Annotated in this window: 15 protein-coding genes; 8 read left to right on the forward strand and 7 right to left on the reverse strand. The window is 66.6% G+C overall.

Annotated elements, in window-relative coordinates:
* Nucleotides 1-59: 59 nt before the first annotated feature.
* Nucleotides 60-866: a bifunctional hydroxymethylpyrimidine kinase/phosphomethylpyrimidine kinase gene (thiD, locus tag BN2156_RS18250; protein WP_090516410.1), complete on the forward strand. Its 807-nt coding sequence runs from the start codon at nucleotides 60-62 to the stop codon at nucleotides 864-866.
* A gap of 6 nt (nucleotides 867-872) precedes the next feature.
* Here the strand turns inward: thiD and BN2156_RS18255 are convergent, their stop codons facing one another.
* Nucleotides 873-1,754: an LLM class F420-dependent oxidoreductase gene (locus BN2156_RS18255; RefSeq protein ID WP_090516411.1), complete on the reverse strand. Its 882-nt coding sequence runs from the start codon at nucleotides 1,752-1,754 to the stop codon at nucleotides 873-875.
* A gap of 78 nt (nucleotides 1,755-1,832) precedes the next feature.
* The gene (locus BN2156_RS18260) at nucleotides 1,833-3,752 is read right to left on the reverse strand and encodes a DNA/RNA non-specific endonuclease (RefSeq protein ID WP_090516412.1); all 1,920 of its coding nucleotides are present in this window, start codon (nucleotides 3,750-3,752) and stop codon (nucleotides 1,833-1,835) included.
* A 125-nt stretch (nucleotides 3,753-3,877) separates the two neighbouring features.
* Here BN2156_RS18260 and BN2156_RS18265 point away from each other — a divergent pair, with 125 nt between their 5' ends.
* Both BN2156_RS18265 and BN2156_RS18270 read left to right on the forward strand, forming a co-directional pair.
* Nucleotides 3,878-4,477, forward strand: coding sequence for a helix-turn-helix domain-containing protein (locus BN2156_RS18265; protein ID WP_090516413.1), 600 nt, complete (start codon nucleotides 3,878-3,880; stop codon nucleotides 4,475-4,477).
* A 1-nt stretch (nucleotide 4,478) separates the two neighbouring features.
* Nucleotides 4,479-5,150, forward strand: a complete 672-nt coding sequence (locus BN2156_RS18270; RefSeq protein WP_090516414.1) for an FMN-binding negative transcriptional regulator — start codon at nucleotides 4,479-4,481, stop codon at nucleotides 5,148-5,150.
* Here the strand turns inward: BN2156_RS18270 and BN2156_RS18275 are convergent.
* Nucleotides 5,125-5,409 (reverse strand): hypothetical protein, encoded by a 285-nt coding sequence (locus tag BN2156_RS18275; RefSeq protein WP_090516415.1) that lies wholly within the window; start codon nucleotides 5,407-5,409, stop codon nucleotides 5,125-5,127. The genes BN2156_RS18270 and BN2156_RS18275 overlap by 26 nt on opposite strands.
* 128 nt (nucleotides 5,410-5,537) lie before the next feature.
* Here BN2156_RS18275 and BN2156_RS18280 point away from each other — a divergent pair, with 128 nt between their 5' ends.
* On the forward strand, nucleotides 5,538-6,314 hold the full coding sequence (locus BN2156_RS18280) for an SDR family NAD(P)-dependent oxidoreductase (protein ID WP_090516416.1): 777 nt from the start codon (nucleotides 5,538-5,540) through the stop codon (nucleotides 6,312-6,314).
* Nucleotides 6,315-6,399: 85 nt separating this feature from the next.
* Nucleotides 6,400-7,032 (forward strand): hypothetical protein, encoded by a 633-nt coding sequence (locus BN2156_RS18285; protein WP_090516417.1) that lies wholly within the window; start codon nucleotides 6,400-6,402, stop codon nucleotides 7,030-7,032.
* 15 nt (nucleotides 7,033-7,047) lie between these two features.
* Here the strand turns inward: BN2156_RS18285 and BN2156_RS18290 are convergent, their stop codons facing one another.
* From BN2156_RS18290 to BN2156_RS18300, 3 genes are read right to left on the reverse strand one after another with little or no spacing between them, the layout of a single operon-like run.
* Nucleotides 7,048-8,025: a glycoside hydrolase family 6 protein gene (locus BN2156_RS18290; protein WP_090517471.1), complete on the reverse strand. Its 978-nt coding sequence runs from the start codon at nucleotides 8,023-8,025 to the stop codon at nucleotides 7,048-7,050.
* 47 nt (nucleotides 8,026-8,072) lie between these two features.
* Nucleotides 8,073-9,329 (reverse strand): sulfotransferase family protein, encoded by a 1,257-nt coding sequence (locus tag BN2156_RS18295; protein WP_090516418.1) that lies wholly within the window; start codon nucleotides 9,327-9,329, stop codon nucleotides 8,073-8,075.
* Nucleotides 9,326-10,420 carry a hypothetical protein gene (locus tag BN2156_RS18300; RefSeq protein WP_235625400.1) on the reverse strand — a complete coding sequence of 365 codons (1,095 nt, stop codon included), beginning with the start codon at nucleotides 10,418-10,420 and terminating at the stop codon, nucleotides 9,326-9,328. Before BN2156_RS18300 ends, BN2156_RS18295 begins: the two co-directional genes overlap by 4 nt.
* 66 nt (nucleotides 10,421-10,486) lie before the next feature.
* On the opposite strand from BN2156_RS18300, the gene BN2156_RS18305 reads away from it, so the two are divergent.
* Entirely contained in the window at nucleotides 10,487-11,110 is a 624-nt protein-coding gene (locus tag BN2156_RS18305; protein WP_090516420.1) for a TetR/AcrR family transcriptional regulator, read from the forward strand.
* On the opposite strand, the gene BN2156_RS18310 is transcribed toward BN2156_RS18305, so the two are convergent.
* Nucleotides 11,107-12,711, reverse strand: coding sequence for an FAD-binding protein (locus BN2156_RS18310; RefSeq protein ID WP_090516421.1), 1,605 nt, complete (start codon nucleotides 12,709-12,711; stop codon nucleotides 11,107-11,109). The two genes, BN2156_RS18305 and BN2156_RS18310, sit on opposite strands and share 4 nt — an antisense overlap.
* Nucleotides 12,712-12,803: 92 nt before the next feature.
* Here BN2156_RS18310 and BN2156_RS18315 point away from each other — a divergent pair, with 92 nt between their 5' ends.
* Complete coding sequence (locus BN2156_RS18315; RefSeq protein WP_235625401.1) at nucleotides 12,804-13,403, forward strand: TetR/AcrR family transcriptional regulator; 600 nt, start codon at nucleotides 12,804-12,806, stop codon at nucleotides 13,401-13,403.
* A 97-nt stretch (nucleotides 13,404-13,500) separates the two neighbouring features.
* Entirely contained in the window at nucleotides 13,501-14,100 is a 600-nt protein-coding gene (locus BN2156_RS18320) for an SOUL family heme-binding protein (RefSeq protein ID WP_090516423.1), read from the forward strand.
* Nucleotides 14,101-14,181 lie beyond the last annotated feature (81 nt).

A 14,181-nucleotide genomic window follows, 5' to 3' on the forward strand; every position in this document is an offset into this window, starting at 1 on the left:
GTCCTCCAGTATCCGCCGAGTCCATGGGGGGCTCGTAGGTCAGGCGTACGCTCACCCACGTGGTCGACCTCTCGTATGTCATTGCCGGATCCGAAGCCACCGGCGGCGCCGGCCTGCAGGCGGACCTGCGCACCTTCCAAGAGTTCGGTACCTATGGCGTGGGCACCGTGACCTGCATCGTGTCGTTCGACCCCAAGGCGAACTGGGGACACCGATTCGTGCCGGTCGACCCGCAGGTCATCGCTGATCAAATCGAGGCGGCGACCGCGGCCTACGACCTCGACGTCGTCAAGATCGGCATGCTGGGCACCCCCGCAACGATCGATGTGGTCGCCGCCGCCCTGGCGCGTCAGCCCTGGCGGCACATCGTCGTCGACCCCGTCCTGATCTGCAAAGGCCAGGAACCCGGGGCCGCGCTCGACACCGATACGGCCCTGCGCCGCCAGATCCTGCCGCTGGCCACGGTCGTCACCCCGAACCTGTTCGAGGCCCGCACGCTCGCCGGGATGGATGACCTGTCCTCGATCGACGACCTTGTCGAAGCGGCCCGACGCATTGCCGATCTCGGCCCGTCCTACGTCGTGGTCAAGGGTGGTGTGGAGTTTCCCGGCGACGACGCCGTCGATGTGCTCTTCGACGGCACCGACGCGGAGATCGTGCGCGCACCGAAGGTCGGACACGAGCGCGTCGCCGGCGCGGGATGCACTCTGGCAGCGGCGATTACCGCCGCGCTGGCGAAGGGGTCCGATGTGGCCGAGGCGGTCCAGCGGGCCAAGGAGTTCACCACCGCGGGCATCGTCGACCGTATCGGCGGTAACGCACCGTTCGACACGGTGTGGCAGGGCGCCGGCGCCACCACCCGCTGAGACCGGTCACCGCGGCGCGATTCCCAAAGCAACGGCGAGGGATTCGTACATTCCGAACGCGTCGTCGTCATACACCTGGAGCAGAACCTCCGGCATCTTCGGGTGCGGCGCCGAACGTTGGCCCACCACCTGGATTTGCACGTGATTCGCCCCGGCCGCCAGGTGCTCGCGCAATCCGCGCGCGACCGTCACCGCGTCGCCGTGAACGGCGAGCTGGTCGATCAAGCGGTCGCTACCGTCGCCGGCCAGATCCTCGTCCGTGAAGCCGAGTCGCCGTAAGTTGTTGGTGTAGTTCACCAATCCGAGGTATGGATGCTTGATCCGCGGACGCGCGAGGGCCCGGGCCCGTTCGGGGTCGGATTCGAGGACCACCTTCTGTTCCGGCGCGAGGATCCGCCCGGGTCCCAACGCCGACCGCGCGAGGCGGGTGTGCTCGGGCGTGACGAGGTAGGGCACCGAACCGGCCGCACGCTCGGCCGCCAGGGCGAGCATCTTCGGGCCGAGCGCGGCCAGCGCCCGCTTCTCGCGGGGCAACCCGTGCTCATCGAGCGCATCGAGGAACCCGTTCAGAGTGGCCATCGGGCTCCGGTAGTGGTCAACCTGCTCAGGGTGGCCCACTCCGAGGCCCAGCAGCAGGCGGTCCGGGTACGACCTCTCGATCCGCCGGTACGCCGCCGTCAAGGTGGCCGCGTCACCGCGATAGACGTTGTAGATACTGCTGGCCACCACCAAATGGTCCGTGGCGGCCAGCAGTTCGTCGATCCCCGACAGATCCGGCTCCGGGCCACCCAACCACAAGGCGGTGTAGCCCAGATCCTCGATCCGCTTGGCCATTTCGGGTGTGGTGGCATAGGACGGTTGCCAGACACCGAATTCCCCGAGATTCACTGCACACCTCCAGTCACGCGCTTTTACCCCACGAGCGTGACTCGAGAAAAATGGACCCTCAAGTCCAAAGCGGTACCTTCACCAACCTGCCTCATCCAGCGAGCTCAGCGGGGGCGCAATGGTCTTCAGCCCCACCGTCATGGTGTCGTGATCGCGCAGAACGCCGAACGACAGCCCGGACAAGCGCTCGATGTCGGCAACGGATTTCTGGAACATCACCACTTTGTCGATGTCGGTGAAGGATTCAGTGCCGGATCCGAAGGCCGCATCCAATGCCGCGTTCTGATCGGCCAAGAACGCCGTGGCCCGGAGGTCGCCATCCGCGGCGCTGACCCGCACGACGATCTTCCAGAACTGTCGCGGCACGTTGACGCCTCGGTACAGCGGGTCGTTGCCACCGAACACCGGCCCGGTGATGACGGTGATCTGTCGTTTCTCGGCGCCGGCATTGACCAGTGCATAGTTTTCGATGCGCGCCCACAGATGCTGGTTGAACGCCGAGATCTGCGGGCAGCAATTGGCGAAGTGGAAGGTGTCATCGGTCCCCTGTTTGGCGGCCACCGCACTGCCCCACGCCGGGTCGAGGCGGCGCACCATATGCCCGCGGTCGAACAATCGCGGCTTCTGTCGTTCGAACACATCCTGATCGAGCTGGAGTTCCGGATGCAGGCGCGGGTCGGTGTACCACGTTTCGACGGCCTCGACCTCTCCCGTCTCGCGTTTGATCTTGCGCAACCGGCGGCCGTCGATGTTGACGATGGTGAACAGTGGCATCCGACGGTCGGCGCGGATCACCAGGCTGAAGTGGTGGTAGCGCAGCACCACATTGGCCGTCGAGCGTTTGAGCCCGTCAGGAACAGCGCACTTCGCCAGCAGCTTCGTCGGGATGACCGGGACTGCAACGGCTTTGGACAGGAAATCCGGATCGTAGCCGGATCGATTGCTGTAGTCCGGGTTGGGTGCGTCGTTGCGTTCGAGGACCGACGGTTGCGCCGGGTTCGACACGTCGTCGATGACGGCCGCGGCCGCGGTGACTTCCAACGGTGTTCCGGCCGCCGGGGGATTGAGCGCTTCCGCCAGTAAATCCCTCAGGGCGGAAGGCAATTGGTCGTGGCGGGCACGGAGGGCATCGACGATCGCGCTGGTCCGGATACCCTCATTGCATTCTTCCGGGACGGGCCGCCCGTCTTCGAGCTCGGTGTCATTGCGACCGCCGCCGGCATGATGCAGGGCCACCAGAACGAATTGATCATTGAACACCGGGCTGCCGCTGGAGCCGTGCAGCGTATCGGCGGCGTAGTAGAGGGTGGCGCCCTTCTTACCTCGGCCCATCACCCGGTTCTCGCGTAGGGCGATCTGCTTGTAGTCGGCATCGGGATGTTCGATGATCGTGACGTGGTCACCTTCGGCGTGTTTGTCCAGCGCCGATGACAGTGCGGTCCAACCGAAGTCGGACAGGTTTCCGTCGCCTGCGGTGCGAGGGCCGACAGCGATCAGCGAGACGTCGAGTTCGTCTTCCGGGCTGGTCCAGAAGAAGGTTTCCGGGTCGAGCCCGAACTCGGTCACCGGTGCCGGCACATCGTCGATGTCGAGTTGGTAGTTGAACTGGATCGACGTCGAGGCGGCACTCTGCGCCTCCGCGATGACGTGGTTGTTGGTCATGAACAATCGCGGAGACACCATGACGCCGGTGCCCAGAGGACGGCGCTTTCCGTCAATGACGCGCGCCACCGCGCGCGCGGACAGCCCCGCCCTGTCGATGAAGCAGATCGGCACGAAATCGGTCGTCGGCCCGATGATCTTCCGCAGCTGATCCCGCATCTGCGGCTTGAGCAGAGCGGCCACCTTGTCCTTGCCGGATTGGGGGAGGTTCTTGAGCAGGTCGAGATCGCCATCGACGACCTTGCTGATCTGAGTGGAGGTCAGGTCGCCTTCGGTGATCGCAGCGACGCGGCGAACCAGCCGGCGGTGGTCAGGTTCCAGGAACACGTTCGACATGACGGCTACCTCGTGGACGTCGGGTTATCGCTGCAACCAGTCTTTTCCCTGCGCCCGGTCGGCACACGCGTAGGCGGATACTCGTTTCCACACAGGCTGCACTAGTAGTGCGTTATATTGCACTCATGGACGAGGCCGCGGCCAAGCTGGCCACCGCGATCGGTACCCGTGTGAAACAGGAGCGCACGGCCCGGGGGTGGACACTGGATCAGCTCGCGGCCGCCGCATCGGTCAGCCGGCGCATGGTCGTCAGCGTCGAACACGGCGAGGTCAACCCCAGTGTCGGGACGCTGCTTCGGCTCAGCGATGCGCTCGGTGTCGGACTGCCCGCCCTGGTCGAGCCGCCGGAGACCCGCCCGGTGAAGGTCACCCGCGCCGGGGACGGCGCGCAGCTGTGGACCGGCGAGGCCGGCGGACGCGGCGTGCTGGTCGCCGGCACCACCCCGCCCGACGTCGTCGAATTATGGGACTGGGCGCTCGGCCCCGGTGACCGCCACGCCAGCGAGGCACACGCCGCCGGCACCGAGGAACTGATTCACGTGCTCGAGGGCGCGATCGACGTCGAGGTGGACGGCCGGGTGATCGCCCTGCGAACCGGCGACGCCCTGACCTTCCCCGGCGATGTGGACCACGCATACGCCAATCCCCACGACACCCACGCCCGGTTCGCCCTGACGGTGTTCGAACCCGGCGTCGGCACCGTCCAACGACGCCAAGGAGACTGACATGTTGATCCACCCATGGGATGCCGCGCTCGACGAGGACGAATGGCAGAACTGGTTGGCCGGCACCGACCGATTCGGCATTCTGGGTGTCAACAACGTCGACCCGGCCGCCGCGCCGCTGATGGTGCCGACCCACTTCACCCACGCCGGCCCCGAGCTGCTCTTGCATCTGGCCCGGCCCAACCCGGTCTGGCCGCACCTGGAAGCCGCCATCGAGGTGCGCCTGAGCGTGATCGGCGACTACGCCTACATCCCCACCTACTGGCGCGCCAAAGCGGGCGGCCCCGACGAGGACGGGGTGCCGACGAGCTATTACTCATCAGTCCAGTTCATCTGCCGCCCAACAATTCTCGACGATGCAGAGGGCAAGGCCCGTATTCTGGCCGCACAACTTGCCGACTTCCAGCCCGAGGGCCGCCACGCCAACGTCGCCGTCGGCGAAGACCCCTACGGACGCATGCTGCCCGGGATTCGCGGCATACGCCTGGAGGTGCTGCGGGTGGACGCCAAGTTCAAGTACGACGACGCCAACCCCGTCGAACACCGCGAGCGCGTCATCGACAACCTCGAACAGCGCCGACACGGCCTGGACACCGCCGCCGCATCTCAGCAGCGCCGACGCCTCGACGCGATCGGCGACTGGAAGCTCAGGCGGAAGGAAAACGGAAGATGAGCGCGTCCAGCAGGCGCCTCACCTCGTTGACTCGCGCGACCACCGCATCCTGATGGCGGAGGGCTCCCGGCCGGCCCGCACTGACGCGCCGTTCGATCCGCGCCAATTGTGACTGGAGGTCGGCCATCTCATCTTCGAGCATCGCGATGAACGCCTGCGCCTGGCGTACGTCGGCGCTGGCTCGCGGAGCCAGGTTCACCACCGGAGCAGGCACGGCCAACGGCCGACGCCAGAGTGGATCCACAGGGTCTACCGTCATCCGGATACGGTGGCAGTGCGCCCCGCCGATACAGTTTCCCGCCCGTATCCGTTCAGTAAGGAGCTGTTCACACGGCAGTCAACCCGAGTGTGAGCTTTCGCTCTGGTCGACTCCAGAAAGGCAACGCCATGTCCGCTTACAGCCATCCGCACTCCTTGGACGGCCACGCCGTGATCGTCACCGGGGCGGCCCGTGGTGTCGGTAAAGGCATCGCCACCGCCCTGCTCTCCCGCGGGGCCCGTGTCCTGGTGACCGACATCCTCGATGACCTATTGGCAAACACCACAGCCGAATTCATCGAAGCCGGATTCGATGTCGCAGCCGTGGTAGCAGACCTGCGTGACGCCGGCAGTGCCCAGAACATCGTCGGCGCCGCGCTCGACGCATTCGGAACTGTGGACGGCTTGGTCAACAACGCCGTGGCCAGCGCCGGACCCATTCCGTTCGTCGACATCCCCGCCGAGGAGTACGAGCGGGTCCACGACACCGGACCACGCGCCACTTTCCGGCTCATGCAGGCGATTCACCCGGTCATGGCCAAAGGCGGCGGATCCATCGTCAACCTGGGTTCGGCCGCGGGCACGGTCGGCACGCACTCCTTCGGCGCGTACGCCGGTGCCAAGGAAGCCATCCGCGGCATGTCCAAAGTCGCCGCCCTGGAATGGGGAGTCGACGGGATCCGTGTCAACGTGGTCTGCCCGCTCGCCGAAACCGACGGCCTGAAAGTGCTGCGCGACATGGCGCCCAAGCAGTACGACGCGGTGGTCAGAAGCACCTCGCTCAAGCGAATCGGCGATCCCACCAACGACATCGGTGCCGTCGTCGCTTTCCTGCTCGGAGACGACTCCACCTATCTCACCGGTCAGACGCTGCTCGTCGACGGCGGGGCAGGCTCGTTCCGGTAGCGGCAATCGCCGCCAAAGCAGTGGTCACCCTTGTAGCTTCGAATTTGGATACAAAGAAGGCACGAGCGAACAAGGAGGAAGACCAATGACGAATCGTTCAGGAAGTGCGTTCTCCCGACGCACGTTCATCCGCGGCGCCGCCGTCACGGTGCCGATCATCGGAGCCGCCGTCATTGCGCCGGTTGCCCTGGCGGCACCTCAGGAATGTGGTGACCCAGCCGGCAAGGTCGGCAACTGCGCGGCTCAGTTGCCGCAGGAGTTCACCTCGACCAGCTTCAGCACGACCGCGATCGTCGGCGGCACGAACTACTCAATCCTGTTCAGCACGAACATCAGGCGCGGCCCACTCATCCCGTCCGGCACCACCGGCTACCGGATCAGAAGCGTCAGCGTGTCCGGCACGAAGCTGGACGGCGCACCGTTCTACCTCACACCAGGTATCGGTGAGGTCGGCCCGCGCTTGCTCAACGCCTTGTCCGCGTCGTCCTTGGGTTTCGCCCTTGATGTGCCGTGGGATCCGAACCAGCTGGTCCGGTCGTTCCTCTACACCTACGACGTCGAATTCTTGACCGGCCTGACGGTGAATCAGACCTGCCGCTACACCACGACGATGACGCTCGCCGACAACGGCATGACCCTCGGCGGTGTCGGATCGGTCAACTTCTCCACGCCGATGCTCGCCGAGTGCGAGACGGCTCCGCCGCCTCCGCCGCAGTAGCGGCCGGCCGCGTCGTTACCCGTGCGCCTTGCGGACCAGGTCGATGGCGTACTGGTTGACGAAGGTGCCCGCGGAGGCCTCGCCCGTGCCGCAAGCGCCGTCAGACTCACCGGGCCGCTTGACCCAGAGGAAGGCGTCGACGTTTCCGTTTCCGGTCGCCGTGGTGGGGGCCGCGCCGAGGGCCCGGCCGCTCGGGTTGCACCAGTACATCTCGCCCTCGGCCGGTCCGGCGCCGTTGCGCGAGGTGTCGATGACGTAGGGCTTGCCGCCGGTCTGGCCGGAGATGGCGTCGCCGTAGCCGATCTCCTCCTCGGTGGTGAAGAAGTTGGCGGTGTTGAGGCTGAAGCCGCGTGCCTTTGCCACACCGACCCGGTTGAGCCGGTTGGCCATCTCGCCGGCGGCCACCCAGCGGGAGTGGCCCGCGTCGACGTAGACCGCGGTGCCCGGATTGCGGGTCAGCGTGTCAACGGCGTAGCTCATCAGGTTGTAGCGTTCCTCGCGCTGATCGCCCGACAGGCAGTCGGCCATCGCCAGCGCGTCGGGTTCCAGGATGACCGCGGCCGGCCCGCCACCGATGGCGGCGGCCACCCCGTCGATCCAGCCCTTGTAGGCCGCGGCCGATCCGAATCCACCGGCGGCGTAGCTACCGCAGTCGCGGTGCGGAATGCCGTACAGCGCCAGGATCGGCATGGTGCCGGCGGCCTGCGCCGTCGCGATGTACTTCGCGTCCACCGCGGGGCTCGACACGTTGTCCATCCAGTACGCCGTGGGCGTGTTGGCGATCGCCTGCAGCTCAGGGCTCGGGTCGCCCTGCGCGGCACGCGCGGCCTTCGAGGAGGGGTTGACGTAGAACGAGTGCCCCTCGAGCGGATTGCCATCACTGGCCAGGCGCACCTGCGGCGCCGGATCGGCGGCAAGACCCGCACCGACTACGGAGGCAACTGCGAGGAAAGGGACGATCAACCGTGCGACTGCGCCAGCAGCTGAGGACATCACCTCAGGGAAAGTAATGGCGCGGCGCGAGAAGCGCCAGTCGCCCCTTACCCGGACGGCGCGTCAGTCTTGAACCTCTCGGTACAGAAACTCATGCGCTCCCGCAGCTCGGCGGGGTCGATGCCGAACTGCTCGGGCCGGTAGTGGTGTTTGCCTTTCCCGTGGCGGGGTTGGGCGCGGTGGTGCGCGGCGAGCATTGCGGCGATGTCGGGCGCCTCCATCTGCGCGGCGGCGTAGATGCGACGCACCGTCTCCTCGGGGTCGGCGACCAGGTCGGTGTATTGGATGTCGAGCCAGGTGACGGTCGGCTCCGCCGCGGCTCGTGCGGCCACGGCGCGCCGCAGCCACAGTTCGGTCTGTTCGGTTTGAAACCGGCCGACGTCCATCCCGTCAACGTGGTCGCTGTAGGTGGACCGATACGTCGCGAACAGGCTCGCACCGGAGGTGACGGTTTCCACGATGTCGCGGTGCAGCGCCACGATGCAGGCGCCGGGATATGTCGCGATCACATGGCTGAGCTCTGCGGTATGTGCCGGGGCCTTGAGCACCCAGCGGCGCGCGTCGCCGGCGTCGAGGATCTGCAGCATGCGCCGGTGCTGGGCGTATTCGAGTGCGAAGTCCTGACCGGCCAGCCAGCGTGCGTAGCCGTCCAGGCGGGTCGTGGCGGTGAACCCCCAGTTGCGCAGCGTCGTCCCCATGCCGAGCACACACTCCTCGGGCAGATCGGGCCCGGAGTCGTGCACGATCGCCATCGCCGGGTTCAGCACGTGTAGCAGGTACTGGCCGGCGGCAGCCTCCTCGAGGCGCCGCACCCGCTCCGCGGGGTCGAGGTCCCCGGGTAGCCGCCAGGGAGCACCCAGCTCGGCGGGCAGCGGCGCGCGCAATCTGGGGTCGCGGTCGAGTAGCCGGAACAGGAACGTGGTGCCGGTGCGCCAGCCTCCGGTGATGATGACCGGCGGCGCGAGCTGTCGGTTCTCGGTCGCCGGATGTTCGTTCAGGTGCCGCGCGATCGCGATCCGGGCAGCCAGTCTTCCGGCCGCCGTCCGTTGGGCGGTCAGCGCGCCGAGCGCATTGAGCCGGCCGTCCTCCTCGGCCGACGCGAGGTACTGCCGCAGCCCTGGACGCCACTGGTCGGGGTCTCCGAGGGCACCGGCGCCCGCACCGCGGGTTGCGCGGTCGACGACGATGTCGATCGCATCGGCGCCGAGCTGATACCGCTCGGGACGGACAGCCCGATCTGTTTCGGCCGCCGCGTATGCCTCGAGCGCCTGCGGGGTGCGGGCGGGCGCGGTCCAACCACTCATGCGCGCTGCGCCAGGTCTGTCAGCCGCACGACGCGCGTCGTCGGCACGACCGGCTGATGTTCGGGTTGCAGGAACCGCATGACGACGATGCCGAATGCGCGTCCCTCGCTGTCGATCCAATCGCCGGCGTCCGGGCCGGGATCGGTGGCCGAGACGACGAAGCGGTAGCGGCCGGCATCGACCTGGGCGGTGACACCGGTATAGGACACGCGCCGGTGTCGATAGTCCAGTGAGTTGAGAAATCTGCTGTACGCCAAGATGTTCCAGTAGCGGCACGGCATCAGCTCGCCCTCGATGAGCAGTGCTTCATCGGGCCCCAACTGCCAGCCGCCGCGCAGGTAGTGAATGGCGGGCTCGGTGAACACCGCACCACCGGCCATCTCGGTCCAATGCCGCATCTGGTTCGGCGACGTTCCGTCGGCGGCTGCGGCGGCGTGCCAGATGCGGGGCAGGTGCGTGATCGCCGCCGACGTTTTGGACAGGTGCTTGCCGAACCGTGCCGGGTCGATCGGCGCCGGGGTCGGCGGCACCTCGACCGGCTCGATGGCACACCAACCGATGTGTTCGGTCCGCACGTCGTCGTGGAAATGACGTACCCAGACCACGGTCGCGCGCTCAGGCAGGTCCAGCCAATCACCGTCCGGCGCTCCCCCGACCGTTACCGTGTAGGCCCCATCGGCACCGAAAGTAATTGCGTCACTGTCGATCCTGGACGTCGCCTGGGCCTCTCCCCCACTCGCCCCGTAGACGGTGATCGACACATATGCCGCGTCGCCGCGGTTACCGCGGATCCGATAGCGGCCGTCCGTCCGGATATCGGCCACCCAGTACTGAAAGTCGGGATTGTCCATCAGGAACTTCTGACGCCAACCGTTGAATGCCACGAACTCGGGCTTGTCTCGGTCGACTTCGAAGCGTCCCAGCTGATTTGACACCGCCCTCAGCAGTGCGCGGAAGCCATCCGCGCGCTCGGACTCCGGGAGGTCCGCGGTGTCGATCGCGAGTTGCGCACCGGCAGTGCGTAATCCGTCGACAAACGCCTCCCAGGCTTCGACTTCGGCGCGGGATTCTTCTGCACTGGGCGCGGCCACGGGCATCCCTCCCAATTCCGGAAGCATGCGCTTCCGGAATTGGATCGTGCCCGCTACGCTGGCGGCATGTCAAGGCCGTACCGCGGCCAGGCCGCCGACGCACGGTCGGCGGAACGCCGCGCCCGACTGCTCCAGGCAGCCGTTGAGCTGGTCGGCACCCACGGGGTCGCCGCCATGACGATGCGTGCCGTGTGCCGCGAGGCCGAACTCAGTCAGAAGTTCTTCTACGAAAGCTTCTCCGACACCGACGATCTGCTCCGCGAGGTCTACCGCAGCACCTTCGAGCACGCGCGTCGCGCCATCAATGCCGCAGGCGACCCCGCAACCGATCTCCCCTCCCGCACACGCGCCGGCGTGGCAGCCGCAGCCCAACTCGTCAAGGACGATCCCCGGATCTGCCGAATCCTTTTGGTGGAGCCGATCGCCGACCTGAGACTGCGGCAGTTTGTGCGCGACACCATCGGCGCGATGACGCTGGGCGGGCTCACCATCCCGACCGACGGGCCCGGCACCGCAGCTCCGGCCCGGGTGAAGATGCAGTACGCCACCGTGTTCGGCGCCATCATCTCGCTGTTCATCGAGTGGACCGAAGGCAACCTGGGTTCCGATCAAGAGGCATTCGTCGAGCATGTGACCACCATGCTGTTGTCGTCACCGCTAGTGGACAGCACTCGGCCCCGTCGACGCTAGGGTGACGGCACGGGGTCCAATTCAACGGCATGTTCTGCGGCCCGTCGGCCCGAGAAAACGCAATCAGCCAGCGACAGCCCACTGACATACGAGTTGACGCAGATCCCGATCGCCGTTCGCCCCGCGGCATACAAACCTGGAATTGGTTGGCCCTCAGGTGTTTTCACCGCACCACTGTCTTCGTCCACGATCAGGCCGCCGAGGGTGAACATCGGGCACGGGTTGATCAGGCTGCGTTTGATGGATATCGCGATCAGCGAGAACGGCCCCTGGCCGACGGGCTGTACGAATTCAGCGGGCTTGCCCAGCGGATCCGGCAGCCCCTCTGCCGCGGCGGCGTTGTGGGCCTCGACGGTGGCCCGCAGCCCCGCTGGATCGACGCCGGCCTTGGCGGCGACTTCCTCCAGGCTCTGTCCGACGACCCGGTCGGTACGCAACATGGCTTCCATCTGCAAACGCTGAAACCAGATGGCCTGCTTGGGAAGCTGTGCGCGTGCCTCGTCGAGCAGCCGCTGATCGGCCAGGATCCAGCCGCGGCCGCCGTGATCTTGGACCATGGCGTGCCCGACGGCCGCGCCGTAACGGGTCTCGTCGATGAATCGCTGTCCGCGATCATTGACGACGAGGGCACCCAGGAACGCACTCGGTGGGGTGATGAACCGCCATGCCGATACGTTGTCGAGGCGATCGACGGCGGCACCGATATCGGCGGCGAGAGTGATTCCGCTGCCATCGTCGGCGCTCGTGCCGAGCTGAAGTCCGTCGCGGTAGTCCGGTGCGTGCTCGGCGATCCACTCGCGGTTGGCGATGTACCCGCCCGCACTGAGGATGACCGCTTGCCGCACATGAATGTCGACAGTGCGGGCATACCTGCGCTCCAGGCGGTCCAAGAGCCGTTCCATCGCGGCCCGCAGCGGCGGGTAGTAGATGCCCGGTTTGATCGCGAGTTCAGCGTATGCGCGGTAGCGGTGTCGGACCCAGGCCGGTGCGTCGGCGAGCGTGCTGGCGCGTACCCCGACCACCCGGCCGTCGGCATTGGTCAGCAGCGCGACGGCGCGGGTGTGGAACTGCGTGCGCACGCCCATGGCTGCCGCCGATGCGGCCAGGGGCTGATAGATCTTCTTGCCAGAGGCACCAGACCCTTTGGCCCGGTGGCCGCGTTGGGCCGGCGGGGTGATCGCACGGAACCGCCCGGAGTTCTCACTGCCCGAGTAGTACAGGTAGTACTTGTTGTTCGGGTAGGACGTCTTGTACGGACACACCGAGGCTTCGAATGGCACGCCGTGTTCGGTGAGCCAGTCGATCATCGCCGGGCTGCCGTCGACGAAACGTCGAAGTGTTTCGGGACGGACGGCATCCCCGATCTCCGCCTGCAGGTAGGCATACATCGCATCGGCGTTGTCCTCGACGCCGGCTTGACGCTGCACCCAGGTGCCACCCCCGGCGTAGATGATCCCGCCGGAGACCTGAGTCGCGCCGCCTCCATTGAAGCGGTCGATGGCCAGCACGTCGGCGCCCCTGGAGCGCGCTTCCAGGGCAGCACAGACGCCCGCGGCGCCATATCCGACCACGAGGACGTCGACTGTGCGCGCTTCTGCCATGACTCTCCCTGAACGTGATCGGTCGCCGATCTTGGACACCTAGTTTGTACTCAAAGTACAAACACAGCGCAAGAGCGCTCTAGACTGCGCTCGTGGTTGAACAGAGCGGGCGGACCGTGCCCCCTGCCGTTGCCGAGAAGCTGTACGCCGCGACCGACCTCATTGCCGCCCGCGGGCTGGAGAAGACCAAGATCGAGGACATCGCCACGGCATCAGGCGTCCCGAAGGCAACGCTGTACTACTACTTCAAGGGCAAGGACGACATCCTCGCCTTCCTCTTCCGGGACTCCCTGGACGCGCTGGCCCGCGATGTTGCCGCCGCCGCCGACGCTCCCGGGCTGGGCCGAGACCGATTGGCGGCAGTGCTCCAGGTCCAGGTGGCGCACACCATGAGCCGGCCAGGCACGGCTCAGGCACTTGTCGGCGATCTGGGCCGCGCGATTCGCCTCCCCGACCTCGCGTCGGCCGTTCAAGAGGCCTTCTACGAACCGATCGCACGCGTGCTGCGGGCCGGGGCCGACGACGGCTCGCTGCGGAATCTCGCCGACCCACAGACCACCGCAATCAGCATCTTCGGCGCCATCATGCTGACCGCGGTACTGCACAACGTCATCGGCTCCGACAAGACACCCGATGACATCGCCGACGACGTCATGGATCTCATCGGCAACGGGCTCGCACCCCCGGCCTGAGCCCTTCCACCCCGATGGAGGCCGGATGCTTCGCGACCGATGGCATCCATTGGCCCCGCGGCTCCGAATACCTGTGTAGAGGAAGAGGAGGTCCGCGATGTTGAACCAGTTGCGAACGGTCGCGACACAGATGGCGCAGGCGGTGGGTTCGGTGGCCGGAGCCCGCAGCGGGATCGAGGAGCCGCCGCACAGTGTGCAAAAGGTCGCCGACGGCGTGGAGATCCGCCGGTATGCCGCCCGGATCGCCGCTCAGACGACGGTGCTGGCAGACGAGGCGGCCGCCCGCAACGCGGGCTTTCGCCACTTGGCCGGCTACATCTTCGGCGCCAACCACCAACGCGAGAAGATCGCCATGACCGCACCGGTCGGCCAGCAAGCCGATGGGAGTCGGGGCTGGGTGATCCGGTTCTACATGCCGTCGGAGTGGACACTGGAAGCATTGCCGAGCCCCGACGACCATCGCGTCGAACTGGTGACGGTGCCACCCGAAACGGTTGCGGTGCTGCGATTCAGCGGTGATCGAGGTCCCCGCAGCATCTCAGCGCGCACCTCTGAACTTCGAGACATACTGCGCTCCAACAATTTCGAACCTGCCGGAAACCCCACCGCGTGGTTCTACGACCCGCCATGGACAGCTCCGTGCCGACGTCGCAACGAGATCGCCATCCCCATCGGCGATCACCGAGCGACCGATTGATCACCGCCACCCGAATCGTTCGCACACCGCTAGGACATGATGGGAAGCATGAATTCGAGCGTGAGGCGCACTGGTTCTAGG

It is taken from the genome of Mycolicibacterium neworleansense (genome assembly GCF_001245615.1).
Lineage (GTDB): Bacteria > Actinomycetota > Actinomycetes > Mycobacteriales > Mycobacteriaceae > Mycobacterium > Mycobacterium neworleansense.